We start from the raw sequence: 24,567 nt of genomic DNA, 5'->3' as shown, positions 1-24,567 counted from the left end.
TGCACCGTCACCCGCGCTCGACGATCTGGCCGCCCTTCATGATCATCGTGAACGCCTCGTCGGGGCGGGCGAGGAGCGAGATGTCCTCGAGGGGGTCGCCCTCCACGAGCACGAGGTCAGCGATCGCCCCCTCCTCGACCACGCCGAGCACCCCGGGGTACGGGTTCCTCTCCCCGCACAGTCGCAGCAGCTCAGCATTGCGGATGGTCGCCTGCTGGAGCGCCTGGGCCGGGGTGTACCAGCGGGTGAGCTTCGCGAGCTGGGCGCCCTGCCGGGTGGCCAGGCGCGGGTCGAACAGCGTGTCCGTCCCGAACGCCACCTTGATGCCGTGGGCGATGGCGAGCTCATAGGCGCGGTCGGTGCCGGCGACCATCGCCAGCTGCTTCTGCCGGCTCGGCCCGGACATCGGGATCACGTCCTCGTCGTCCAGGAACGGCTGCAGGCTCCACCACACGTCGTGCTCGGTGAGCAGCTCGGCGGTCTCCTCGTCGATCAGCTGACCGTGCTCGATGCAGCGCACGCCGGCCTCGACGGCGGTCCTGATCGCTCTCGGCGTGTACGCGTGCACGGTCACGTACGTCCCCCAGTTCTCCGCGGCGGAGACCGCCGCCCGCATCTCGGGGACCGTGTACTGGGAGACGTCCAGCGGGTCGTAGTGGGAGGCCACGCCTCCGCCGGCCATGAGCTTCACCTGCGTGGCTCCCTGGCGGAGCACCTCGCGGGAGGCCCGCAGCACTTCCGCCTCGCCGTCGGCGATCGCGGCCACGCCGAGCAGCTCGACACGGCTGAGGTGACCGGCCGCGCCACGCGGCACCTCGTGCGGCATGCGGAAGTCGCCGTGGCCACCGCTCTGCGAGATGAAGGCACCGGACGGATAGATGCGCGGCCCGGGCGTGACGCCCTCGTCGATCGCCCGCTTCAGTCCGTGCGTGGGACCGCCGAGGTCCCGCACGGTCGTGAACCCGCGCTGCAGGGTGTTGCGGGCACTGACCACGGCCTTCGCATAGAGATACCCGGGATCTCCGGACATCATCGCGGCGGGCGAGATCTCGGTGAAGGCGGCGTGCCAGTGCGCGTCGATCAGTCCGGGGATCACCGTGCGACCGGTGCCGTCGATGACGCTCGAGGCACCGTCTCCCGAGCGTGAGCCCGACCCGGCGCTGGTGCGAGCGCCCGACGCCCGCGAGCCGTTCGACGGTCTGATCGAGCGGATCGTGGACCCGGCGATTTCGACCTCGTGAGGCCCGGAGTTCACCCCAGCCCGACTGTCGAACACTCTGACGTTCTCGATCTTGGTCCTGGTCGTTCCGTCCACCGTGAACTCCTGTCTCGTGGCGATGCGCCCGGCACTCTACGCCTGGGTAACTGATCGTGAGGAGCCACTGTCCGTCCCCGTGCCGAGCAGTCCGGCCGCAGAATCGCCGAAGTATTCTCTGGCCTCGCCGCGGTGGATCCCGGACGATGAGCGACATGCAGACCTGCGACGTGGTCCTCCGACCGTGCACGACCGCCGATCTTCCCGCTCTGGAGGCCTGGGCGCCCACCGGCAACAGCCGGACCCATGCGATGCGGTTCTCCCATCAGGAGGCGGGCACCAGCACGTACTTCCTGGCCACCTGCCGAGCGGATCCGGACACCTTCGTCGGATCCTGCGAGATCCGGTGGGACGGGTGCGCGGCGCCGGATGTACCGCGCTGTCCGGAGATCAACGGACTCCAGGTATGGCCAGACGTTCTGCGGTCCCAGGGAATAGGCACACAGATGCTCCGCCTGCTCGAGCAGGAGGCGAGGGTGCACGGACACGACTCTCTCGGCCTGGGGGTCGACGACTCAGGCCCGAAGCGTCTCTACCTGCGACTCGGCTACGTCGACACCGGGCACGACTATCTCGACCGGTACACCTTGATCGACGGCTCCCACCAGGAGCACCACGTCGCCGATCCGGCCCGCTGGATGATGAAGTCGCTCGGCGGTGAGGGGCCGGAGTGCGCTCGTAGCTGAGCACGCCATCGACCTATCGCCCACATCTTGTCCGTGGACTCGGGCCGGGGGACGGCGTAGCCTCGGCCTCGTGCATCTCATGACGCGAAGTAACGCGGGCCGCTAGGTCCGCCCCGTCCCACCCCCTGCTCACGGAGACGTGCGGGGGGCTGGATGATGCGCCGGCCAGCGGCAACGCTGGCATTTCTCCCGGTCATCGCGGACCCTCCCGCGCGCTCAGAGATCAAAGGCGCTTCATGTCCTCTGCACGTCACCTTTCGTCGTTCCCACCCGTCATCCGGGCTGATTCCCTGTCGAAGTCCTATCGCCGCCACCATCAGGATCCCGGGATCCGAGGCGCGCTGAACGCCTTCGTGCGCCGCCGCACCGAAGAGCGGCAGGCCCTGGCCCCGCTCGATCTCGAGGTCGCTCCCGGCGAGTTCGTAGGCCTGCTCGGCCCCAACGGCGCCGGCAAGACCACTCTGGTCAAGCTCTGCTGCGGGCTCATCCGCCCCACGACGGGCTCAGTGAGCGTGCTCGGGTACGAACCCGCGCGGCGCCGCGCCGAGTTCCTGCAGTCGATCGCCGTAGTGTTCGGCCAAAAGTCGATGCTGTGGTGGGACGTCCCCACGATCGACTCGATGCTCGTACACAGGGCAATGTATGCCCTGGACAGCCCGACATTTCGGCGCCGCGTCGGCGATCTCACCGAGGTCCTGGACCTCTCCGGGGTGATCGACGTCCCCGTTCGGCGGCTCAGCCTCGGCGAGCGCATGCGCTGCGAACTCGCCCTGTCGCTGCTGCACTCCCCCCGCCTGTTGTTCGCCGACGAGCCGACCATCGGGCTCGACGTCACCGCCAAGCAGGCCCTGCGGGCGATGCTCGCACGCACCAACGAGACGCTCGGCACCACGATCGTGCTGACCAGCCATGACATGGACGACGTGGAGGCGCTGTGCCGTCGAATCCTGCTCGTCGCCGACGGGCATCTGACCTCGATCTTTCATGGGGTCGGTAGGTCCGCTCGGTCGGCGTCGTTGCCGATCTTTGCGGACTCATTCTGGCATGAGGGTGTGACGGTCCGCCGCGTGTCGGTCGCGGTGGTCGGGCGTCCAGGGCCGTGGGTCCTTCAGAGAGTGCGGTCAGTGACAGGGCCGTGGGCTATCCAGCGGGGGCGGGCAACTGGGCGAGGCGGGCGTGGCCGGCCTGGACGATCCGAGCCCAGATCGACCGCTCCGAGAAGTGCAGGACCTGCTGTCGAGCATGGCGCGCGATAGTCGCGGGGATCTGGAACAAGCGGTGCCGGGCGCGTTTAGGCTCCCACCTCCTTGCGGGCTGGCCGGCATAGCCGAGCATCCCCATCCAAGCAGTAATCTCGCTGGCCAGGGCCACGATCTGGCACCAGATCCGGTTCTGCGCGAACGACGTCAGGGGCAGGTTCCGCAGGCCCATGTCCTTCGCCACGCGGATCCGGTCCTCGCAGCGAGCACGGCGACGGTGACGGAACTCGAGGTCCGCGAGCTGACCCTGCGTGGTGTTGGTCGCGAACGCCGTCAGGCGGTAGCCATCGACGTCATCGAACCGCAGTTGCGCACCGGGATGAGGGCGCTCGCGACGGACGATGACACGCATCCCGTCCGGCCAGTCCTCATCGAGGCCGAGCAGCCCCGTCAGCTCCGCGACGTCCGCTCCCTCCCGCACCTCGCCATCAGAGTTATAGGCGGGTTCCCAGACGTGCTTCGGGATCAGGCCGAACAGCTCCGGCGTATTCGCGGGCAGGGTGAACCCGACCGAGTACGAGACCCGCCGCTTCACCAACTCCTGCAGCGTCTTCTTCGTGCCGCCGGCCCCGTCGATCCGGACCAGCACCTTCCGCCCCGGCCGGGATCCCATCCCGACTTGGGCCAGCGCATCGGCGATCACGCTCTTATGGTCCGCTGCGGTGTTCGAGCCGGCGTTCCCGGGGCGCAGGAGACAGGCCAACATCTCTCCGGACCCGCCGGTGCCGTGGTCGACGAACGCGAGCAACGGATGGAATCCGAAGCCCTTCTTAAACGTCGGCCGCGCGAACTCCTTCTCGCTGTGAGAGGTCACCAGCGAAGCGTCCAGGTCGATGACCAGCGGGCTCTTCGCCGTGACCCCCGCGCTGGGAGCATACTCGCCGGCCAGGGCCCAGGCTCGACTGCGTGCTTTCCGGCGGGCGGCACTGATCGCATTCTCGACCGCCCGGGCGTCAGCCGCGAGGGTCGTCAGCAGGCGAGAGATCGTCGGATCCGAGGCCACGGACCCATACACATCAGGCTCCGCTCGGAGCGTGGCGACGTCAGCCAGGCAATCCCCACCGACCGCCAACATGAGCGCGAGATCGGTGAGGATCTTCCCCGGATCATGCCGCGAGAACGGCTTCCGCCACGGCGCCAGCGCCCTCGAAAGCTCGACGGCCAGGCCCGTCGCGCGGACGGTCTCGGTCAGCAACACACCACCGGCCTGACCGACCGCAGACACCGGCGCGACATCAACATGAGGACGTGGATACAACCCGGTAGCATTCACCCTGAAGGTGCTCCCTGAACTGGCGTGAAATGGACCTTAGACAAGCCCTATTCTTCCAGGTCAGGAGCACCTTCACCCATCACGACCCACCCCTCGGACACCTCAACGATGAAAGCCCGAGGCTGACCTTCGACGGCGACCTCGCCGGGCTGCGGTCGCGAATCGCGCCGCGACGCCAGATCCGTGCCGTGCTCGATCGTCCTCTGCGACACGAGGATCTGCCGACCGGGGCAACTCTCGATGATCCCCGCACCGCGCTCCTGGAGGCGTCGGAGGAGGAGCTCGAAGGGGCCGTGGCCTCGGTCCTCGCCCTCGGCGGCATTCGCGACCTGAGCGTGCAGGAAGTCGACCTGGACGTCGTGATGGCCAACGCCTACGCGGAGCAGGCCGACAGGGATCAGGAGCAGCGATGAGCGCGGCGATCTCCACGGCGCGTCCGCCAAGGCGCCACCGCACACACCTCGCGACCGTTGCGGCCCTGTTCGGACGGGACTTCACGGTGACGCTCACCAATCGGGCCTGGGTGGCGTTGCTCCAGCTCGGCGCGGTCGCCCCGCCGGTCGTCTCGCTCCTCGTATGGACCGGCGCAATCGCCCGCGGAGCCTCCCCACCGGTGCCGGCCGACGGCATCGTCACCTGGTTCGTCCTGGTCGCGGTGGTCTCGATGGTTACCTCGAGCTGGACGGCGTCCTTCCTCGCCGAGGACATCCGCGCCGGCGGCCTCTCGATCTGGCTGGTCCGTCCGTGCCCTGCGTTCGCCCACCTCGTGGCTAACAACTTGGCGGAGAAGTCGGTGAAGAGCATCGTGCTGCTGCCCATGGTAGGTGTGCTCGGACTCGTGTTCCGCCAGCAGGTTCGGCTCCCGACGGACCCTGCCGTCTGGGCAGCGGCGCTGGGTGCGCTGGTCTGCGCAGCGGTGCTCGCCTTCGTGCTCGACGTGCTCGTCGGCTGCCTGGCCTTCTGGTTCGAGGACGTCGAGGGTGTGCAAGGGATCGTGGGCCTCAGCCAGAGGCTGCTCTCCGGAGCGGTCGTCCCGTTGATGCTGCTCCCTGCCGAGGTCCAGGACGCGGTGCGCTTCCAGCCCTTCCGCTTCACCCTCGCGTTCCCACTCGAGGTCCTCACGGGTTCCGGCTTCGCCCATCTTGCGGACTGGGTCGCCCTGCTGGGCTGGACCGGTGCCTCGCTCGGGGTGCTTGCGCTGGTGTGGTCGCGCGGCGTACGACGTTTCGAGGCGGCCGGGGCATGACCGGGCGCATCGTGTCGTGGTGGTTGGCGTGCTGGCGCCAGGCGATCAGCCGCGACCTGCAGTTCCGCGCCCAGACGGTTCTCATCGCGATCGGCGCCCTGGTCGACGTGGCGATCTCCCTCGTTCCCGCCCTGGTCCTCGCCCAGACCGCACGGACCAGCGAGAACGGTTGGGACCAGTCCACGGCCGTACTGGTGGTCGCGCTGTTCACCCTGTCCACCGCACTGCTGGACACCGTTCTCGGCCCGAACCTGCTGCGTCTGGACTCAGCCGTGCGCACCGGCGAGCTCGACCTCCTGCTGATTCGGCCGATCCCAGCTTTCCTCGCCCTGAGCCTGCGCTGGGTGCGCCCCGCAGAGGCCACGCGACTGCTGGTAGGGCTCGCGCTCGTGATCGGGGCGCTGACGACGGCCGACGAGGCGCCCACGATCGGCGGCGTACTCGGCAGCCTGGTGATGATGACCCTCGGGGTTGGCGCGTGGACCCTGTTCTGGATCAATGCCAGCTTCCTGTCCTTCTGGTTCGCCTCGGCCGCCCCGGTGCAGGACATCGTCGGAGCGTTGCGCGAGGCCGGCCAGTACCCACGGGCCGCATTCCGCCGGTTGCCGCTGCTCGGGTTCACCACGTTCGTCCCTGCCCTGCTGCTTGCCACGCTCCCGGCGCAGGTGCTGCTGGGAGGCGAGTTGGGCGGGCCCGTGCTCGGCGGCGTGCTGGTCGTGGTCATCGGGAGCACCCTCACCGCGGCGCACTGGCGGCTCGCTCTGCGCCGCTACGACAGTGCAAGCAGCTGAGAGGCAGGACGAGGAACCCGTCTCCGCGGGATCCGGGGCGGAGTGGCGCCCGGCCAGCAAGGAGCTACCTACAGCGGTGGTGTCGCTCGTACTGCGCCACTACTGACGATGCCCCGCTCCTCACACGCTCCAGGTGGTGGTTCCCGGACCGATCTCCTGCTCCACGGCTCCGAACCGGATCAGGCCAGTCACGTTCACGAGGATCTCCACCTCGAACAGCCCCTTCGCCCGATCGAAGCGCACGTGCGCGTCCCCGCGGATCATCGGCACTGCGCCCTTCATCCAGCAGGCGGCCGGGCGGTGGCACTGCTAGGTTCACCGCCATGGATCAGGCTACGTCGCAGGACGAGTTCGTAATCGGTATCGATGCGGGTGGGACCCACACGCGTGTGGGGTGCTTCGGCCTCGACGGGAGATGCCTCGGTACCGCTGTCGGCGGAGGCGGGGGCCCGCACCACAACGACGATGCGCTGCAGAACGTCCGCGGCGCGATCACTCACGCGCTGGATTCCGGCAGGCTCGACCCGACCCGGGCCGTAGCCCTCGCCGCCGGCATCGCGGGGGTCACCCGCACGGGATCCAATCAGAGCCACGGGAACAACGACCGCATCGCCGGCTTGGTCGATGCACCGGACCTGACCTGCCCGAAGGCCGTCGTCAACGACGCCGTGATCGCCCACCGCGGTGCCCTCTCGGGCCGGCCGGGAATCGTCGTGGTCGCGGGTACCGGGTCGATGATCCTCGCCATCGACGAGGACGGAACCGAGACCGAGAGCGGCCAGATGGAGCACTACGCCGGCGCCGCGAGGCACCTCGTGCACGATGTGGTCCAACGGATCCTCCTAGGTGACCATCACCCTGCGGACCCGCTGGTCACGGCAGCTCTGGAGCATTTCGGCGCAGCTGACGTCGAGGGACTCCGGGAGAGCGTCCTGGCCCGCTCGGCGGCCCATCGCAACGACGCCAAGCGGACCTACGGGGGCTTCGCGCCACGTGTCACTGCCCTCGCAGGGGAGTCCGACCTCGCCGGCCTCGCGTTGACAGCCCTCGCCGCGCGAACGGCCCGCGGGGTGCGCCTGCTCGCCCCGATGGCCGGCTCCCGGCCCGTGCCCGTGGCATGCACCGGTGCTCTGGCCGCCGATCCCAGCTTCCGCCGCCGGCTCGAACATCTGTTGATCGAGACCGATCCGGAGGCCCTCACTCTGGCACTGCCTCGGCTCGATCCGCTCGGCGGCGCGGCGATCGTCGCCCTCGAGGCCGCTGGCATCACGGTCGACGACACGATCATGGACCGCCTCGCCGCCCGAGCCGGCTCGATGGCCGCAGTCTGACGGCCGGGTCCCGCGAAGTCCACGTCAGCCGGAGTACGTGCTCGACGCGGCGGGCTACGTCCCGTCGGCCCTCGCCTCAGCCGATCACCGTGGTCGCAGCGGAGTAGATCCCGAGCGCGATGATCGCGAACGCGCTGATGATCAGCGCGACATGAAGGAAGCGACCGCCCCGCAGCGCGGGCTCGATCCGTCCGCGCAGGTAGAGGGCGGACACGGCGACGGCGGCCAGGAAGATGCCGCCGGCGATGCCGCCGACCATGATCATCACCAGCGGCTCGTTGATCCACAGGAAGGTCAGCAGCCAGATGATCGGCAGCAGCGCGATGAAGAACCGCATCCAGCCGTTGCGCTTGCGGGCGTCGGTCCAGTCGAACACCCCGATGATGGACAGGGCATTGGCCCAGGATCGTGACCACGAGGGGATCGCGGCCCAGATCGTGGAGCCCAGCGCGGCGAGCGCACCGATGAGGAAGATGATCCGGCCCGGCTCGTCGAAGACGCCGGCGAAGGTCTCCGACAGCGTCAGGATCATCTCGTTGCCCTCGGGGACCAGGCCCTGCGGGTGCAGGACCGCGGCCCCGAGGATGTAGAACGCCGCGGTGGAGACGGTGTAGACGACCCAGGAGACCATCGCGTCCTTCTGCATGACGGCGATCCAGCCACGGGCCCGACGGCGGTAGTCCTCGGTGCCGTCGTTCGGACCCGACCAACGGGCATAGCCCTTCTCCAGGCACCAGTAGGTGTAGGCCGTGATCTCCTCGGAGGCCACGCCGGTGAGGCCGAACATGGTCAGGGCGATGCCGATCGCCCCGAGGGGGAGCTTCAGCCCGAAGCCGGAGGCGAGGTCGCCGCCGGAGTACGCGAACTCGCTGAACGGCAGGGCGATCACCACGAGCACCGTGACGAGCACGAACGTCATGGTCAGGATGGTCGCGACGTTCTCGATCAGCCCGTATCTGTTCGAGATCAGGGTGGCGATCGCGATGACGGTGACGACCACGGCCCAGAGGGTCACGGCGGCCGGCGAGAGCGGTCCGAACCCCAGCGGCGCGAGGATCGACAGAGCGGCCGCCATGCCGCCGATGAGCCCGCCGGTCTGGACGAGCTTGCTGATCGCCATGAGCGCCCACATCAGGAACACCCAGCTGACGGGTCCGATCCGCGGAGGGACCCGGTTGTAGCCCTCCATCCCGCCTTCGCCGGTCACGATGGAGTAGCGCGCCATCTCCATCTGGACGGCGACCTTGACGATGGTCGAGACGAACACCAGCCACAGCAGCACGAACCCGGCCTGGGCGCCGAGCGAGGTGGCGGTGATGAGCTCCCCCGCGCCCACGACGGACGCGGAGACGATCAGGCCCGGCCCGAAGAACTTCGAGGAGGCGCGCCAGCCGACCGGCGGCTCCTTCACCGCAGCAGGGTCGAGGGCGTACGGATCGCCGCTGACGAAGCGTTCGGGAGGCAGGTCCTGCTGGTCGGGTGCGGGGACGGACGCAGTCACGAGGGGCTCCCAGGAAAGAGGTCGGCGCCGCCATGCGCCGTGGCTGCGTCGAGCCTAGTGCGCACCTCCTGGCGGGGGCGACCCGACATGCTGCACCGCGACCCGGGCGCCCTCCGGCACGAGGGCGAGGTCGTCGACACGGTCCAGCGGGATCCAGCACGGCTCGTACACGTCGGCCGCGTCTGACCGGTCCGCCTCCGGCCCGCCGAGCACCGGCGGCGCGAACTCGGTGCGCACCACGAAGTACAGAGCCGGCGCTCCTGACTCGAGAGGGATGGGCAGGAGCACGCCCAGCTCCCCCTGCAGACCGGTCTCCTCGACGAGCTCGCGCAGGCAGGCAGCCTGAGGACTCTCTCCGGACTCGATCCCGCCGCCCGGCAGCACGACGTACTCCCGGCCGCCCCGTCGGCGCCGCATCACGAGGAGATGGCCGTTCTCGACCACGACGGCGACTGCACGGATCCGCATCGACTCAGGCTAGCTGTGGCGAGATCCCCCTGCGGGTGGACCCGCTCGAGACCGCGGGCTGACTCACCGCGGCAGGGCCGGTTCCTAGGCTGGCGGCATCGCCCGGCACACCGGGCACCATCTCGACCACACGAAGGGATCTCCAGTGACTGCCTACGGCACGATCACCCACCACGGAACCGGCAAGGGCACCGCGAGCCTGCTGCTCGGCATCCTCTCGCTCCTCGCGGGATGGACGCTGATCGCTCCGCTCGTGGGCCTGATCCTCGGGATCTCGTCACGCGGGAGCGAACCCTTCGCCCGCGGCCGTGCCGGCTGGGGGATCTTCCTGAACGTCCTCGCGATGATCGGCTGGGTCATCGCGTTCGTCCTGCTCGCCGCGGCCGGCGTCACCGTGACGCTCGGGAACGTCGACCTCGGAGCGCTCGTCGGGGGCTGAGATCAGCACCGCTCCACCGGTTCGGCTGTTCCACTCGTCGGCCCCGAGGTCTACGCTCGGCGACGAGCGTGCGGCATCGAGCCCGCGCCGGCGTCGAGGAGGACACCATGCCCGCAGCCCTGCACCCCTACCTCAACTTCGACGGGAACTCCCGGGAGGCCTTCGAGTTCTACGGCCACGCCCTCGGAGCCATCCCGCAGTTCGTGACCTTCGGGGAGGCGGGCGCCGTCCCGGTCGACCATCCTTCCGCGGACAAGGTCATGCACGGCTCCCTCGAGGTCACCGAGCTGATCCGTCTGTACGTCTCGGACGTCATCGAGGGCATGAGTCCCGACGGCTTCACCCCGGGCACCAACGTCACCCTCTCCCTGATGGGCGACGACGAGACGCTCCTGCGCAGCGCCTACGAGAGGCTCTCCGAGGGCGGCAGCATCACGATGCCGCTGGAGAAGCAGATGTGGGGCGACGTCTACGGCTCGTTCACGGACCGCTTCGGCATCGTCTGGCAGGTGAACATCAGCGCACCGGCGCAGGGCTGATCAGCCGACGGCGCGGTTCAGCGCGTGCATCGGCGCGTTGCCCCACGCGGTATAGGTCTGGATCCACCGGGCGTCGTTCACCTCGTCGAGCATCATCAGATTCTCGAGGTTGGCGAGCTTGAGGGCGGGGCCGCCGGCTCGTCGCGTCGGAGCGGCTCAGCGGGTGCGCGCGAGCTCCTCGTCCGCCACGATGCGGGGCGCGGTCGACGGGGCGAGCAGCGCAGCCACCAGCACCACGGCGAGCGGCACCACGAGCGCATGGCGCAGTCCGACGTGCTCGCCGAGGAAGCCGAGCGTGGGCGGGCCGACGAGGAAGGCCAGGTAGCCGATGGTCGAGGCGAGGGCCACGCGGGCGGCGGGGTTCGCACCGGAGTCCCCCGCGGCGGACAGCGCCAGCGGGAAGCCGAGCGACGCGCCGAGCCCCCACAGCACCACGGCGGCCACGGCCACCGCTTGGCTGTCGACGAAAGCGATCAATACCAGCCCGGCGGCGGCGAAGAGCGCGCTGACCATGAGCACGCGGGAACGGCCCACCCGGGCGACGATCGGTCCGCCGGCGAAGCGGCCGACGGTCATGGACGCGGCGAACAGGGCGAACACCGTCGAGCCCATGGTCGCGCCGAAGCCGTGGCCGTCGACCATGATCAGCGGCAGCCAGTCGTTCGCGGTGCCCTCGGCGAGGGCCATCGCCAGCACGATGCCGCCGATGAGCACCAAGCGGGTGTCCTTCCAGATGGCGGGTCGCGGCGTCGCCGTCTGCTCCGCCCGCTCCTCGGCGGAGATGAGCCCGACGCCGGAGGGGATCGAGCGCATCGCCCAGACCAGCAGCACCGCCCCGATCGCGGAGGTCAGCACGAGGTGCGGCAGCACCGGGAACCCACCCGCGTTGGCGAGGATCCCCAGCCCCGCACCGATCACGGTGCCGAGGCTGAAGCAGCCGTGCAGCGCGGGCAGGAACGGTCGCCCGCCGAGCCTCTCGACCTCGGCCCCCTCGACGTTCATCGCGACCTCGCCGCCGCCCATCCCGGCCCCGAACAGGGCCAGGCCGAAGGCGGTCAGCAGCGGCATGCCGGCGACGGCACCGAGCGAGATGACCGGCAGCGCGATGACGATCAGGGTGGATCCGGCCAGGACCACGGGACGCGTGCCCAGGCGCATGACCAGCGGACCCGAGGAGAGGATGCCGATCATCGAGCCGACGGACAGGCCGAAGAGCACCAGCCCCATCTGCGCGGTGGACGCATCGAGCAGGTCCCGCACGATCGGGGTGCGGGTCACCCATGCGGACATGCTCAGGCCCGGCAGCAGGAACAGGGCGTACAGCGCCCAGCGACGGCGACGCAGGGGGATGGGCACGAAGGCTCCTCAGAAGGTGTGGGAGGGCGGCTGGACCGCAGTGCACGGTCGTACACACCGTGCGGAGCCAATCTAGCCTCGTTCGCGCGGCGGCGGGAGAGGCGCCCGAGCCGTGGGAGAGCGATTGCACAGCCGATCTCCTGCACCGGTGGCGCAGGTCCGTCGCTGTCGGCTCGGCGGAAGGGCTTAGTGACGTGGGTCGCGGAGTCGGCATGACCGATCATTCCGTCGGCATGGACTGCTTGATGGACGAGCAGATGCCAGGATGCGGGGATGGCCGACGAGCGACTCCTGACGATCAGCACCTTCGCCCGCACTGTCGGGATCCCGGCGAGCGCACTACGGCATTACGCCTCTCAGCGCGTGCTCGAGCCTGCCGACGTGGATCCCGTATCCGGCTACCGGTACTACTCGACCTCGCAGATCGACAGCGGTGTGCTCCTGCAGCGGATGAGATCCGCCGCCGTGCCGCTCCCCGTGATGCGGGAGGTGCTCGCCGGAACACCGAGGGAGGGCGCACTCCGGCTCGCGGAGCTGGCAACACACCACGGCAGGACCTCCCGGCGGCGCGAGGATGAACTGGTTGCGCTGAGGTCTCACCTCGACCCCGCACGCGCCGACCACGTATCCGCACAGGCCACAGTGCTCGGAACCGTTCTGGCCAGTGCGTTCTTCCAGGTGCTGCGCGCAGCTGCGAACGCCGCGACCGATATCTCGGGACTCGTGTGCTCCGTCGGCGCGCAGAGGGTCGAGCTGATCTCCACGGATCGCTACTGGCTCGCTCACCGCCGCCTCGGGGCGAACACCTCGGGGGACGCGGTCCGAGCGATCATCTCCACCGAGGACGCGGCCGACGTCGCTGCAGAGTGCGCCCGTCACGGCACGATCCACTTCGCACTCACCGAGCAGGAGCTGACGATCCGCTCCACGGAGGGATCGTTGGTCGCACGCATCGCCACCGTCGAACGCACGGTCCCCGACCTCGGTCTCCTGGTCTCCACACAGCCCCCCGCCCGTGTTCTCGCGTGGTTCCCCCGATCGGAGCTGCGCACGGTCTTCGACCACACGGGCCAGAAAGAGAAGCTCCTCGTCGTATCGGGCGAGGGCACCTCCACCCTCCACGCGGGCGACAGCCGGTCGGCCCCTCCCATCCTGCACGGCTCGGCAACCTCCGGAGAAAAGGTCGAGGTCCTGATGGGGCGCCGATTGCTCTCGGCAGCAGTCGCGACCTGCCCCGGCGATGACGTCATGCTCACCCTCGTGGACACCACCACTCCCGTGCGGGTCAGCTCCCCCGACCAGGAGAACCTGACCTGCCTGGTGATGCCGATGCTGCCTTGACCTTCAAGTCGCTCGAACCCTCAGATTCGAGGCCGTGAGAACACACCCCTCGATCCCGTCCCGCCTTCCCGCCCGATTCCACCTGTGGTGGGCAGCCTCCACCCTTCAGTCCGCCGGCGGCTCCATGCTGGGCTTCGCCCTGATCTGGATCGCGACGAGTCACGGTCCCGGCGCAGTCGCACTGGTCAGCATGCTCGGGATCCTGCCCCCGGTGATCCTCACGCTGCTGGGCGGCGTGCTCGGGGACCGTCACGGCCCGCGGCAGACGCTCCTGGTGACCTCGGGCGCCGAGCTGACCGCGCTGGTCGCCCTTCTCGCTGTCGCGCACGGGGAGCCGACCGTCATCTTCCTGGCGACGGCCGCAGCGGTCACCTCCACGATCTCCGCGATCTCCCGACCTTCCGCGACGGTGTACGCCCGGCTGCTGATACGCGACGACGAGCAGCTGCCGCGGGCCCTCGCACGGATCTCGGGAAGCCTGCATGCCGCACGCATCCTGGGTGTCGCGGCAGGGGGCATGACCCTCTCCTTCTCGTCCCTGAGCACGGTCCTTGCCGTGAACGCCGTACTCACCGCGCTCTGCTTGGCCGTTCTCAGCGCTCTACGCTCTCAGAGCCCACCCTCATCCCCGACGCCCCTCAGCGAGGACGGAGGAATCTGGAGAGCTCTCAAGCTCGCGATCAGCTCCGCCCACGCTCTGCGCATCTGGCCACTCCTGGCAGCAGTCGCCCTCGTCTGCTCCGCGGTGCTCCCCGTCGTCGCCGTGGTGCTGCCGTCCTGGGCACGGGCAAACGACTGGAGCGCTTCGCAGGCAAGCCTCCTGGAATCGGCGTGGGCCGCGGGAACACTCACCGTGACGCTCCTGATCTCCGCCACCGGCACGCTGACCAGACAGAACATAGCTCTGATCGGCGGCCCGGTGCTCATAGCGGGCGCCCTGGCAGCTCTCGCCCTCCCTCTCGGCGTCACGGCGGCGATCCTGTCCTCGGCCCTCCTCGGCGTCGGGACCGCCGTCTTCACCACACACATCGCCCCGGCCCTGCTGCGCCTGGCGCCCGCGGGCCAGATGACTCGCTTCCAAGCACTCATGGGGGTCGTACAGCTCGCCCCACCCGCCCTGCTGAACAGCCCTTTCGCAGCCCTCTCCGGCAGTGGCCACGCCTCGTTCGCGCTCCTCCTCGCGAGCATTCTGGCCATCGGTGCCGCCCTGACGATCGTCCTGGGCGAGCGGATCCGGGCAGCGCACCTTGGACCGTGACCACCGACATCACCTCGCAGCACTGCGGGCAGTCCGCCAGGCCGCGCTACCGTGGGGGAGCTCCCCAGGAGGTGCGATGAATCCGGATGCCGCGGACACCCTCGGGATCGACGGCAGGTGGTTCGACCCGCTGTGGCGGATCACCGTCGATCTGACCCCGCTCGAGCAGGCGCTGCTGGACTCGTGGCCGGTGCGCCGCCTCGGCTTCGTCGCGCATGCCGGCGCGGCCTCGCTGACCACGACGCAGACGTACTCACGGCTCGAGCACTCCCTCGGCGTCCTCGCCCTCGTCGCGCATTTCGCTCCCGATGACCAGGTCGCGCGCGCGACCGCGCTGCTCCATGACGTGGGCCACCTGCCCTTCAGCCACACGCTCGAGGGCATCGAGGGCCTGGACCATCACGAGCTGGGCCACGCCCGGATCCGGTCGATGGGTGAGCTGCTGGCGCAGCACGGTCTGGACGCCGAGCGTCTGCTCGAGGTGGACGACGGACGCATCGACTCCCCGCTGACCAGCCGCCCCGGCGGCATGAAGCTCGACCACCTGGACTCCTTCCTGCGCAGCGGCCAGGCGCACGGGCGCACCCGGTCCCTGCCGGCGATGGTGCTTTCCCGGCTGCGGCTCCTCGAGGGCACGGTGGACACGGATGCGGAGACCGGTGCCGAGCTGGTGCGGCTGGCGGTCGCCGAGGCTCGGGCTCAGCGCTCTCCCGCCGATGTCGTCCCCGTCGCGGTCCTGCGGCACCTGGTCACCACGGCACTCTCGGGCGAGGATCCCGATCTGAGCGTCGAGGAACTCGTCGAGATGACCGACGACGAGCTCCTCGCGGCTCTCCGCGACTGCCCGTCGACGGCCGAGGAGGCCGAGATGTTCCAGAAGCACCCGCTGAGCTGGCGACTGCTCGCAGAGCACGACGACGAAGGCGCCGGAACAGCCCGGGTCGAGCACCGCATCACCCGCACGTACCTGGACCCGCCGAGCGTCGACGGCGAGCTGCTGCACAGCTCCGAGGCCGACGAGCTGCGCCGCGGCCTCCCCCTGGTCTTCGTCCTGCACCGGCGGTGACGCCGTGGGGCGTCACCGCAAGAAGATCAGTGTGACCAGCGCGTCGAGGGCGACTCCGTGCGATGCCCCGGGCAGATGCATCGGATGCGGCTCGAGCACGATCACCCCGGTCACGGCGACGAGGAGCAGTGCGACCACGGCGGCGGCGCACAGGGCGAGCGCCGTGAAGGCGCGCCGCTCGATCGCGACGAGGCTGGACATCTGCTCGTGGGTCATACCTCTAGATTAGGCCCCCGGCAGCGCACGTGCCACAGTCCCCGGCAACAGCCGTTCACCGCTGCCCGTTCCGAGCCGGGACCTCTACGATCGTGCTCATGGAGCCCTCCTCGCATCCCGCCCCGCGCCTCGCCTATCTCGATGCGAGCGCGGGCATCGCCGGGGACATGCTGCTGGCCGCGCTGGTCGACGCCGGAGCCGATCTGGACGCAGTGCAGCGCGTGCTCGACGCGCTGGTCCCGGAGTCGGTGCGCTTCCGGCGCAGCGCGGTGGATCGTGCCGGGCAGCGCGCCACCAAGGTCGACGTCGACGTCCTGGTCGAGGACCCCCCTCACCGCACCTGGGCCTCGATCCGCACGCTGCTCGAGCGTTCCCGCGGGAACGTCGCCGTGCCCGAGCGCACGATCGACCTGGCGCTGAGAGTCTTCGGCCTCCTGGCCGACGCCGAAGGCACCACCCACGGGGTCCCGGCCGACGACGTCCACTTCCATGAGGTCGGCGCACTGGACTCGCTGGCCGATGTGATCGGGGCCTGCGAAGCGTGGCGCCAGCTCGGCATCACCGAGGGCGTCGGCAGCGCGATCGCCGTGGGCAGCGGGCGCATCCGGGCCGCGCACGGCGACATCCCGGTGCCGGTCCCGGCCGTGGTGCGCCTCGCGATCGGCTGGCCGACGGTCGCCGGCGAGCTGCTGCCCCCGCGTGGCCACGACCATCCCCACGTCCCCGCCGACGACTCCTCGGCGTCGGATGTCGACGTCCCCGCCCACGTGGCCGGCGGACCCCACGAGCACGGCGGTCGGCGGGTCCCGGCGGGCGTCGCGCCGGGCATCGGCGAGCTCGCCACCCCCACCGGCGTCGCCCTGATGCGGGGCCTGGCCGGGACGGCGGGCCCGCAGCCGATGGTGTCCACCGACGCGGTGGGCGTCGGCGCCGGTACCAAGGACACCCCCGGCCGACCGAACGTGGTGCGGGTGCTCGTCGGCCGGCCCGGCTACGGCGCAGGCAACGGCACTGCCGCCGTCGACGCGCACGACACCCCGACCGCGGCCGTGCAGCTCGAGGCGAACGTCGACGACCTCGACCCCCGGCTGTGGCCCCGCATCATCGACGAGCTGCTCGACCACGGTGCCCTCGACGCCTGGCACACCCCGATCACCATGAAGCGCGGACGCCCCGCGATCACGGTCCACGCCCTGGTCAGAGAGGATTCCGTGGAGGACCTCGCCGCAGTGATCATGGATCGCACCGGCACCCTGGGCGTGCGGATGCACCGCGTGGAGCGGATCATCCGCACCCGCGAGTTCGCCGAGGTCGAGGTGCAGGGCCAGCGGATCTCGGTGAAGATCGCTCGCGACGCCCACGGCGCCGTCGTGCGCCGCGAACCGGAGTTCCGGGACGTCGCCGCGGCGGCCCGCGTGCTCGGGATCAGCGAGCGCGCGATGCTCGATCTGGCGAAGGAAAACGCGACCGGCCTGACGGAACCGCAGAACTGACGGATACTGGGCAGGGACCATCGCTGCTCACCTGGAGGTTCCCATGGCTGCCCTGACCGACGCGCTCACCACGGCGATCGATATCGCGCGAGAGGCGGAGAACGGCCGTCACGCCGAGATCCTGGTCCTCGACGGCCCGCTGCGTCAGACGGTGATCGCCCTGACCAAGGGCGTCACCCTCGCCGAGCACAACTCGCCGCCCGCCGCCTCGATCCAGATGATCCAGGGCAAGGTCAAGATCACCGGCGAGGAGTCGACCGTGATCCAGACCGGCTTCCTCGAGGCCCTCACCCACCATCGCCACGCCGTCGAGGCCCTCGAGGACTCGGTGTTCCTGCTGACCACGGTCACCTCGGTGCCGGGCTCGGAGAGCCACAGCGGCCCCGGAGCGCTCACCGGCGAGCTGCCGCAGATCGACGAGGAGATCCTCACCGAGTCCGACCAGGCCGACGCGCTGCGGGAGACCGATCAGCAGACCGGCGGCGGCCGCCTCGACAGCTGAGCTCAGGCCACCTCTCCCCCGCCCTGGCGGGCGAGCCGCAGCCAGGTGTCGACCACCGTGTCCGGGTTCAGGGACATCGAGGCGATGCCCTGGCCCATCAGCCACTGCGCGAGATCGGGGTGGTCCGAGGGCCCCTGGCCGCAGATCCCGACGTACTTGCCCGCCGCACGGCAGGCCTCGATGGCGCGCGACAGCATGAACTTCACGGCCGGATCGCGCTCGTCGAAGGCGTCGGCCACCAGACCGGAGTCGCGGTCCAGGCCGAGCGTCAGCTGCGTCATGTCGTTCGAGCCGATGGAGAAGCCGTCGAAGTGCTCGAGGAACAGCTCCGGGGTGGCGGCGTTGGAGGGGATCTCGCACATCATGATCACCTGCAGGTCGTTCTCCCCGCGCACCAGGCCGTGGCTGGCGAGCAGATCGATGACGCCCTTGCCCTCGGCGGGCGTGCGCACGAAGGGGATCATGAGCTTCACGTTGGTCAGCCCCATGTCCTCGCGCACGTACCGCAGCGCCTCGCACTCCATCGCGAAGCACTCCGCGAAGTCTGTGGAGAGGTAGCGGGAGGCGCCGCGGTACCCGATCATCGGGTTCTCCTCGTGCGGTTCGAACAGGCTCCCGCCCAGGAGGTTCGCGTACTCGTTGGACTTGAAGTCGCTCATCCGCACGATCACCGGCTCCGGTGCGAAGGCCGCGGCGATGGTCGACACGCCCTCGGCGACGCGCTGGACGAAGTAGTCCCGCGGTGAGGGGTAGGCGGCGACCTGGGCCCTGACCTGTGCGGCGGTCTCGGGCTCGTCGGCCTCCAGACGGTCCAGCTCCAGCAGGGCGCGGGGATGGATGCCGATCTGCCGGTTCACGATGAACTCGAGACGGGCCAGTCCCACGCCGGCGTTGGGGAGGCGGGAGAAGGCGAAGGCCTGCGTCGGCGTGCCGACGTTCATCATGATCTTGGTGGGCAGCGGCGGCATGGAGTCCACCTGCGAGGAGGCGACGGTGAACTCGAGCTCTCCGTCGTAGACGAACCCGGTGTCCCCTTCGGCGGCGGAGACGGTGACCTCCTCGCCGTCCTGCAGGTCCCGGGTCGCGGTGCCGGTGCCGACGACCGCCGGGATCCCCAGCTCGCGGGCGATGATCGCGGCGTGGCAGGTGCGGCCGCCGCGGTCGGTGACGATCGCGCTCGCGCGCTTCATGATCGGCTCCCAGTCGGGGTCGGTCATGTCTGCCACGAGCACCTCCCCGGGGACGAAGTCGTGCATGCGATCGATGTCCGCGAGCACCCGCACCGGGCCGGCACCGATCTTCGCCCCGATCGCGCGACCCTCCACCCGCACGGTGCCGCGGGAGGCCAGCTGGTACTTCTCGACGGTGCTGCCGGCGCGCGACTGCACCGTCTCGGGGCGGGCCTGGAGGATGTACAGGCCACCGTCGGCCCCGTCGAGACCCCACTCGATGTCCATCGGGCGCCCGTAGTGCTCTTCGATGACGAGCGCCTGGCGCGCGAGCTCGGTGACCTGCTCGTCGGTGAGCGAGAGCCGCACCTGCTCGGTCTCCTCGACCGCGATGAACTCGGTGGTGCGGCCGACGGCGGGATCCTCCGTGTAGACCATCTTGGTGGCCTTCTCGCCCACGGACCGCTTGAGGATCGCGGGGCGGCCCTCGCGCAGACCCGGCTTGTACACGTAGAACTCGTCGGGGTTCACCGCGCCCTGCACCACGCCCTCCCCCAGCCCGTACGCCGAGGTGATGAAGACGGCCTGGTCGAAGCCGGATTCGGTGTCGACGGTGAACAGCACGCCGCTCGCCCCGAGGTCGGAGCGCACCATCTTCTGCACCCCTGCGCTGAGCGCCACCGCGGCGTGCTCGAAGGAATGGTGCACCCGGTAGGCGATCGCCCGGTCGTTGTACAGCGAGGCGAACACCTCCCGGATGGCGGTGAGCACCGCGTCGATGCCGCGCACGTTGAGGAAGGTCTCCTGCTGACCGGCGAAGGAGGCGTCCGGGAGGTCCTCCGCGGTGGCCGAGGAGCGCACCGCGAACGAGGCCTCCTCGCCGCTGCCCGCCGCGAGCGTCTCGTAGGCGGCGCGGATGTCCGCCTCGAGCTGCTCGGGGAACGGCTGCTCGATGACCATCCGACGGATCGTGCGGCCCGCCTCGGCGAGCGCCCGGGTGTCCTCGGTGTCCAGGCCGGTCAGCTGCTCGTCGATCCGTGCGGCGAGGCCCGTGCCGCTGAGGAACTCGCGATAGGCGTCCGCCGAGGTGGCGAAGCCGTCCGGCACCTGCACCCCCAGCCGGCTGAGGTTCGAGACCATCTCCCCGAGCGAGGCGTTCTTTCCGCCGACCTGGTCGAGATCGGTCATGCCGAGCTCGGAGAACCAGTGGATGCTCTGCGTCATGGTGGGCTCCTTCGGGTGGGAGGTGCTCAGCGGGGGGTCGTCCCGCGGCGTTCGAGCGATTGGAGGATCAGGGTGGACATCTCCTCGACCGATCTGGTCGAGGAGTCGACGAAGGGGATCCCGTGCACGTCGTAGACGCGCCGGGCGCGGGACAGCTCCCAGCGGGCCTGCTCCGCGGAGGCGTAGCGGGACTCCGGCATCCGCTCGGAGCGCACCGCGGCCAGGCGCTCCGGGGAGATCAGCAGGCCGAAGCAGCGCTCCGCGAGCGCGGAGATCGAGGCGGGCAGGACCTCGGCAGCGAGGTCCTCGTCCACCAGGGGATAGTTCGCCACGAAGATCCCGTGCATGAGGGCGAGATACATGCTGGTGGGGGTCTTGCCGCAGCGCGACGGCGCGATGAGCACCACGTCGGCCTTCTCCAGGGCCCGCACCGACTGGCCGTCGTCGTGCTCGATCGCGAACTCGACGGCCTGCATGCGTCGGTTGTACCGATGCGAGTCGCCCACACCGTGCAGGCGGGCCGGCGCGTGGTCGCCGCTCATGCCCAGCTGCGCCTCGAGCTGGGCGAGATGCCCGCTCACGAAGTCGACGACGGGGGCACGGGTCTCCAGCAGCTCCTCACGCACCGCCTCGTCGACCACGGTGAGGAACACGATCGGGGCGACGGGGCCGTCCATCGCGGCATCGAGCCGGGCGCGCACCTGGCGGGCCTCCTCGACGCTGCGCACGAAGGGGATCAGGGTGCGCTCGAACGCCGCCCCGGGGAACTGGATCAGCAGGGCGTTGCCCATCGTCTCCACGCTGATGCCGGTGGAGTCGGAGATGAAGAAGACGGGGACCGCCGGGGCGGAGGGGTCCGGGGCAGGGGGCAGCGGCGGAGGGATCGGCAGCGACGGACCCATGGGCGCCCCTTCCACTGGCCCGGTGCCGGCACCGGGGACACGACGTCGTGTCGGGCCAACCTAACGCGCGCACCCGGGGCGCGTCGGCATTCACGCCGTGATCGGCGTCTCACCGCTCGCGGCTCAGGATCCCCACCAGGAAGTCGTCGGTCGCGGGGCGCAGGTCCCACGAGGAGAAGCGCTGGTCGAGGCGGAGCCCGCCCTCGGCGGCGTCGGCCGCGAAATCCTCGGCCTCGTACCCGCGGTCCAGCCCGAACCCGACCACGAGCCGCCCCTCCGGGGCGAGGTGCTCGGCGAGCCGGGCGAGGGCCGGGCGGCGCTCGCTCCCGGCGAGGAAGGTCAGGACGTTGCCGGCGCAGACCTCGAGGTCGAACTGCTCCGCCTGCCCAGCGCCGTCGCGCAGGTCCAGCTCGGCGAGGTTCCCGACCTCCCAGCGCACGGCGGGGTGGTCCTCACGGGCCACCTCGATCAGGTGCGGGTCGAGGTCGACGCCGACGACGTCGTGGCCGGTGCCCGCGAGATAGCCGCCGAGGCGTCCGCTGCCGCAACCGGCGTCGAGGATCCGTGCCCCGCGCGGCGCCATCGCGTCGAGCAGGCGCGCCTCGCCGTAGATGTCGTTCCCGGAGGCCTCGATGCGCCGCCAGCGGTCGGCGTATCCGCGGGCGTGCTCGGGGTTGTTGCGCACGGCCACGGTCCAGAGGTTCTCGGCAGGGCCAGGGAGAGGAGTCGTCATCCTCCCATCCTGCCTCAGGCGGCCACGCGCGAGTCGTCCCGGATCTGGCCCACGAGCTCTTCGAGCATGTCCTCCAGGGTGACGATGCCGATGACCTGTCCGGCCTCGTCGGTCGCGGCACCGAGATGGGCGCCCGAGTCCTGCATCGAGGTGAGTGCCTGGCGCAGCGGCTCGTCGGCCCCGATGCAGGGAAGGGTGCGGATGCGGGCCGACGGGATCGGGTCGTCGCGATGAGCATGCACCGAATCGAGCAGGTCCTTGATGTGGACGTAGCCGGTCAGTCGCCCATCGGCCGCGCGCACCGGGAACCGGGAGAAGCCCTCGACCGCGGCGGCCTCGGCCTGCGCGGCGGTGACCCCCTCGGGCAGGCTCGAGATGCTCTCCAGCGGGATCACCAGGTTCGCGACGCTGCGGGCCTCGAAGCGCAGGGCGCCCAGCAGCAGCGCCTCGTCGTTGTCCTCGAGCAGTCCGCCCTCGCGGGACTCGCTCACCATCGCCGCGACCTCATTGCGGCTGAAGACGCTGGTCACTTCGTTCTTCGGCGTCACGCCGAGGATCCGCAGCACGAGGTTCCCGGCGCTGTTGAGCAGCCACAGCACCGGTCGCAGCACGGTCACCACACCCATGAGGATCGGTGCCAGGATCAGCGCCATCCGCTCGGGGCCGGCCAGCGCGATGTTCTTGGGCACCATCTCGCCGAACACGACGTGGAGGTAGGTGACCAGGGCCAGCGCGATCACGAAGGAGATCGGGTGCACGAGCGAGCTCGGCACGGACAGCGCCTCGAAGGGCGCGGCGAGCAGGTGGGCGATGGCGGGTTCGCTGATCGCGCCCAGCGCGAGGGAGCACACGGTGATGCCCATCTGGGCGCCCGCGAGCATGAGCGAGACGTGCTCCATCGCGGTGATGGTGACCTTCGCGGACCACTTCCCGTCGAGCGCCTTGGGCTCGATCACGGAGCGGCGGGCGGAGATCAGGGAGAACTCCGCGCCCACGAAGAAGGCGTTCAGCAGCAGCAGGAGCAGGGTGAGGGCGAGACCGGTCGCGGTGCTCATCGCTCCTCCTCGCCCTCGTCGTCGTCCTCGTCGGCGGGGGGCTCGACCTTCACGTGCACCATCTCGATCCGCATGCCGTCCACCTCGGTGACCTCGATCCGCAGCTGGGCGGGCTCCTCACCGGGGGCGGGATCGGTCGCGACCAGGATCTCGTCGCCGACCTCCGCGAACCGGCCCAGCTCCATCGTGACCAGGCCGCCGAGCGTGTCGTAGTCCTCGTGCTCGGGCACGGTCACGCCGAGGCGCTCGGTGGCCTCGTCGGGGCGCATCCGGGCGTCGAGGTCCCAGGAGCCGTCGGCCTCGGGGGTGTCGTCCATCTCCTCGTCGTGCTCGTCGCGCACCTCGCCCACGATCTCCTCCACGAGGTCCTCGAGGGTGATCAGCCCGGCGTGGTCGCCGAACTCGTCCACCACGACGGCCATCTGCAGGCCGCCGGCGCGCAGGGTGTCCATGAGGTCGTCCAGCGGCACCGTGTCCGGCACGAACGTGGCGGTGCCCATCACGGCCTCGACCCCGGTGGTGGGCCGCTCGTCGAAGGGCACGGCGAGGCCGTGGCGGATGTGGGCGACGCCGGCGATCTCGTTCTCGTCGGTCAGCACCGGGAAACGGGAGTGGCCGGTGGTGCGGGCCAGCTCCAGCAGGTCCTCGACGGTGTCGTCGACGTCGAGGGAGTCCATGCGGCCGCGCGGGACCATCGCGTCGTGCGCCCGCCGGTCGCCGAACGCGAGGGTGCGCTGCACGAGCGAGGCGGTCTCCTCGGCGAGGGCTCCTTCGTCGGCCGAACGCTTGACCAGCGCGGAGAGCTCCTCGGCGCTGCGGGCGGAGCTGAGCTCCTCCTGCGGCTCGACGCCGAGCGCTCGCACCACGGCGTTCGCGTTGCCGTTGAACAGCCTGATCGGCAGGGCGAAGATCCGGGTGAACACGCGCTGGAAGCCGACCACGGCCTTGGCGGTGCGCAGGGGCTGCGCGATCGCCAGGTTCTTGGGGACCAGCTCGCCGAAGATCATGGTCATCGCGGTGGCGAGCACCAGCGCGATGGTCACCGAGACGGATCGTGCGGCGACCGTCCCGAGTCCCCTGTCCACCAGGGCGGGGCCGATCAGAGCGGCGATCGCGGGCTCGGCGAGGAAACCGATGGCGAGGTTCGTGACGGTGATGCCGAGCTGGGCCCCGGACAGCTGCGTGGACAGGGACTTCATGCCCTCGAGCACGCCGGTGGCGCGCTTGTCCCCGCCGTCGACGGCGGCCTCGACGTCATTGCGGTTCGCGGTGATGAGGGAGAACTCCGCGGCGACGAATCCGCCGCAGGCGGCGACGAGCAGGAGCCCGATGCCCAGGGAGATGAGGGGACCGATCAGGTCCATGGACGGATCCCCCCGTGGAATGCATGTCGTGTCAGGCCCG

The 24,567-nt window shown here is 70.1% G+C and carries 25 protein-coding genes; 13 read left to right on the top strand and 12 right to left on the bottom strand.

Features of this window, described 5'->3' with window-relative positions; translation table 11 throughout:
* Positions 1-7: 7 nt before the first annotated feature.
* On the bottom strand, positions 8-1,315 hold the full coding sequence (locus CIK81_RS02960; protein WP_199586246.1) for an amidohydrolase family protein: 1,308 nt from the start codon (positions 1,313-1,315) through the stop codon (positions 8-10).
* Positions 1,316-1,461: 146 nt separating this feature from the next.
* Between CIK81_RS02960 and CIK81_RS02955 the strand changes: the two genes are divergently transcribed.
* Together CIK81_RS02955 and CIK81_RS02950 are read left to right on the top strand one after the other, a co-directional pair.
* On the top strand, positions 1,462-2,001 hold the full coding sequence (locus CIK81_RS02955; protein ID WP_199586244.1) for a GNAT family N-acetyltransferase: 540 nt from the start codon (positions 1,462-1,464) through the stop codon (positions 1,999-2,001).
* Between the two features lie 353 nt (positions 2,002-2,354).
* Positions 2,355-3,257, top strand: a complete 903-nt coding sequence (locus tag CIK81_RS02950; protein WP_199586242.1) for an ATP-binding cassette domain-containing protein — start codon at positions 2,355-2,357, stop codon at positions 3,255-3,257.
* Here the strand turns inward: CIK81_RS02950 and CIK81_RS02945 are convergent.
* Positions 3,142-4,533, bottom strand: a complete 1,392-nt coding sequence (locus tag CIK81_RS02945; RefSeq protein ID WP_114355359.1) for an IS1380 family transposase — start codon at positions 4,531-4,533, stop codon at positions 3,142-3,144. The two genes, CIK81_RS02950 and CIK81_RS02945, sit on opposite strands and share 116 nt — an antisense overlap.
* Positions 4,534-4,721: 188 nt before the next feature.
* On the opposite strand from CIK81_RS02945, the gene CIK81_RS17990 reads away from it, so the two are divergent.
* Genes CIK81_RS17990 through CIK81_RS02930 form a run of 3 tightly spaced genes read left to right on the top strand, consistent with a single transcriptional unit; the run spans position 4,722 to position 6,570 of the window.
* Positions 4,722-4,946 carry a hypothetical protein gene (locus CIK81_RS17990; protein WP_147272336.1) on the top strand — a complete coding sequence of 75 codons (225 nt, stop codon included), beginning with the start codon at positions 4,722-4,724 and terminating at the stop codon, positions 4,944-4,946.
* On the top strand, positions 4,943-5,779 hold the full coding sequence (locus CIK81_RS02935) for an ABC-2 family transporter protein (RefSeq protein WP_114355357.1): 837 nt from the start codon (positions 4,943-4,945) through the stop codon (positions 5,777-5,779). Before CIK81_RS17990 ends, CIK81_RS02935 begins: the two co-directional genes overlap by 4 nt.
* Positions 5,776-6,570, top strand: coding sequence for an ABC transporter permease (locus CIK81_RS02930; RefSeq protein ID WP_114355356.1), 795 nt, complete (start codon positions 5,776-5,778; stop codon positions 6,568-6,570). The genes CIK81_RS02935 and CIK81_RS02930 overlap by 4 nt, the downstream gene beginning before the upstream one ends.
* Positions 6,571-6,690: 120 nt before the next feature.
* On the opposite strand, the gene CIK81_RS18105 is transcribed toward CIK81_RS02930, so the two are convergent.
* Entirely contained in the window at positions 6,691-6,834 is a 144-nt protein-coding gene (locus CIK81_RS18105; RefSeq protein WP_158541895.1) for a hypothetical protein, read from the bottom strand.
* A 59-nt stretch (positions 6,835-6,893) separates the two neighbouring features.
* Here CIK81_RS18105 and CIK81_RS02925 point away from each other — a divergent pair, with 59 nt between their 5' ends.
* Positions 6,894-7,901, top strand: coding sequence for a BadF/BadG/BcrA/BcrD ATPase family protein (locus CIK81_RS02925; RefSeq protein WP_114355355.1), 1,008 nt, complete (start codon positions 6,894-6,896; stop codon positions 7,899-7,901).
* A gap of 76 nt (positions 7,902-7,977) precedes the next feature.
* Here the strand turns inward: CIK81_RS02925 and CIK81_RS02920 are convergent, their stop codons facing one another.
* Both CIK81_RS02920 and CIK81_RS02915 read right to left on the bottom strand, forming a co-directional pair.
* The gene (locus tag CIK81_RS02920) at positions 7,978-9,402 is read right to left on the bottom strand and encodes an Nramp family divalent metal transporter (RefSeq protein WP_199586240.1); all 1,425 of its coding nucleotides are present in this window, start codon (positions 9,400-9,402) and stop codon (positions 7,978-7,980) included.
* A 54-nt stretch (positions 9,403-9,456) separates the two neighbouring features.
* Positions 9,457-9,870, bottom strand: a complete 414-nt coding sequence (locus CIK81_RS02915; protein ID WP_114305305.1) for an NUDIX domain-containing protein — start codon at positions 9,868-9,870, stop codon at positions 9,457-9,459.
* 145 nt (positions 9,871-10,015) lie between these two features.
* On the opposite strand from CIK81_RS02915, the gene CIK81_RS02910 reads away from it, so the two are divergent.
* The gene (locus CIK81_RS02910; RefSeq protein ID WP_114306768.1) at positions 10,016-10,309 is read left to right on the top strand and encodes a hypothetical protein; all 294 of its coding nucleotides are present in this window, start codon (positions 10,016-10,018) and stop codon (positions 10,307-10,309) included.
* Between the two features lie 107 nt (positions 10,310-10,416).
* Complete coding sequence (locus CIK81_RS02905) at positions 10,417-10,848, top strand: VOC family protein (RefSeq protein WP_096164918.1); 432 nt, start codon at positions 10,417-10,419, stop codon at positions 10,846-10,848.
* Positions 10,849-11,004: 156 nt separating this feature from the next.
* Here CIK81_RS02905 and CIK81_RS02900 read toward each other — a convergent pair whose 3' ends face one another.
* Positions 11,005-12,204 (bottom strand): MFS transporter, encoded by a 1,200-nt coding sequence (locus tag CIK81_RS02900; RefSeq protein WP_114306767.1) that lies wholly within the window; start codon positions 12,202-12,204, stop codon positions 11,005-11,007.
* Between the two features lie 273 nt (positions 12,205-12,477).
* Between CIK81_RS02900 and CIK81_RS02895 the strand changes: the two genes are divergently transcribed.
* The 3 genes from CIK81_RS02895 to CIK81_RS02885 all read left to right on the top strand — a co-directional run bounded on the left by CIK81_RS02895 (position 12,478) and on the right by CIK81_RS02885 (position 15,869).
* Positions 12,478-13,545 (top strand): MerR family transcriptional regulator, encoded by a 1,068-nt coding sequence (locus tag CIK81_RS02895; RefSeq protein WP_114306766.1) that lies wholly within the window; start codon positions 12,478-12,480, stop codon positions 13,543-13,545.
* Positions 13,546-13,579: 34 nt separating this feature from the next.
* Entirely contained in the window at positions 13,580-14,803 is a 1,224-nt protein-coding gene (locus CIK81_RS02890; protein WP_114306765.1) for an MFS transporter, read from the top strand.
* A gap of 76 nt (positions 14,804-14,879) precedes the next feature.
* Positions 14,880-15,869, top strand: coding sequence for an HD domain-containing protein (locus CIK81_RS02885; protein ID WP_114355354.1), 990 nt, complete (start codon positions 14,880-14,882; stop codon positions 15,867-15,869).
* Between the two features lie 12 nt (positions 15,870-15,881).
* Here the strand turns inward: CIK81_RS02885 and CIK81_RS02880 are convergent, their stop codons facing one another.
* The gene (locus CIK81_RS02880; protein WP_096164842.1) at positions 15,882-16,085 is read right to left on the bottom strand and encodes a hypothetical protein; all 204 of its coding nucleotides are present in this window, start codon (positions 16,083-16,085) and stop codon (positions 15,882-15,884) included.
* A gap of 98 nt (positions 16,086-16,183) precedes the next feature.
* Between CIK81_RS02880 and CIK81_RS02875 the strand changes: the two genes are divergently transcribed.
* Positions 16,184-17,578: a LarC family nickel insertion protein gene (locus tag CIK81_RS02875; RefSeq protein WP_096164843.1), complete on the top strand. Its 1,395-nt coding sequence runs from the start codon at positions 16,184-16,186 to the stop codon at positions 17,576-17,578.
* A 43-nt stretch (positions 17,579-17,621) separates the two neighbouring features.
* Positions 17,622-18,080 (top strand): hypothetical protein, encoded by a 459-nt coding sequence (locus CIK81_RS02870; protein ID WP_096164845.1) that lies wholly within the window; start codon positions 17,622-17,624, stop codon positions 18,078-18,080.
* A 2-nt stretch (positions 18,081-18,082) separates the two neighbouring features.
* Here CIK81_RS02870 and ppsA read toward each other — a convergent pair whose 3' ends face one another.
* From ppsA to CIK81_RS02845, 5 genes are all read right to left on the bottom strand, one after another.
* Positions 18,083-20,473 carry a phosphoenolpyruvate synthase gene (gene ppsA, locus CIK81_RS02865; protein WP_096197539.1) on the bottom strand — a complete coding sequence of 797 codons (2,391 nt, stop codon included), beginning with the start codon at positions 20,471-20,473 and terminating at the stop codon, positions 18,083-18,085.
* Between the two features lie 26 nt (positions 20,474-20,499).
* The gene (locus CIK81_RS02860) at positions 20,500-21,375 is read right to left on the bottom strand and encodes a pyruvate, water dikinase regulatory protein (RefSeq protein WP_096164848.1); all 876 of its coding nucleotides are present in this window, start codon (positions 21,373-21,375) and stop codon (positions 20,500-20,502) included.
* 109 nt (positions 21,376-21,484) lie between these two features.
* Positions 21,485-22,108, bottom strand: a complete 624-nt coding sequence (locus CIK81_RS02855; RefSeq protein ID WP_096164850.1) for a bifunctional 2-polyprenyl-6-hydroxyphenol methylase/3-demethylubiquinol 3-O-methyltransferase UbiG — start codon at positions 22,106-22,108, stop codon at positions 21,485-21,487.
* A gap of 14 nt (positions 22,109-22,122) precedes the next feature.
* Positions 22,123-23,163 carry a hemolysin family protein gene (locus CIK81_RS02850; RefSeq protein WP_096164852.1) on the bottom strand — a complete coding sequence of 347 codons (1,041 nt, stop codon included), beginning with the start codon at positions 23,161-23,163 and terminating at the stop codon, positions 22,123-22,125.
* Positions 23,160-24,527: a hemolysin family protein gene (locus CIK81_RS02845; RefSeq protein ID WP_096164853.1), complete on the bottom strand. Its 1,368-nt coding sequence runs from the start codon at positions 24,525-24,527 to the stop codon at positions 23,160-23,162. The genes CIK81_RS02850 and CIK81_RS02845 overlap by 4 nt, the downstream gene beginning before the upstream one ends.
* Positions 24,528-24,567: the final 40 nt, after the last annotated feature.

Origin of the sequence: Brachybacterium sp. JB7, assembly GCF_003335205.1 — a bacterium.
GTDB lineage: Bacteria > Actinomycetota > Actinomycetes > Actinomycetales > Dermabacteraceae > Brachybacterium > Brachybacterium alimentarium.
This window is presented reverse-complemented; position numbering and strand designations above follow the sequence as displayed.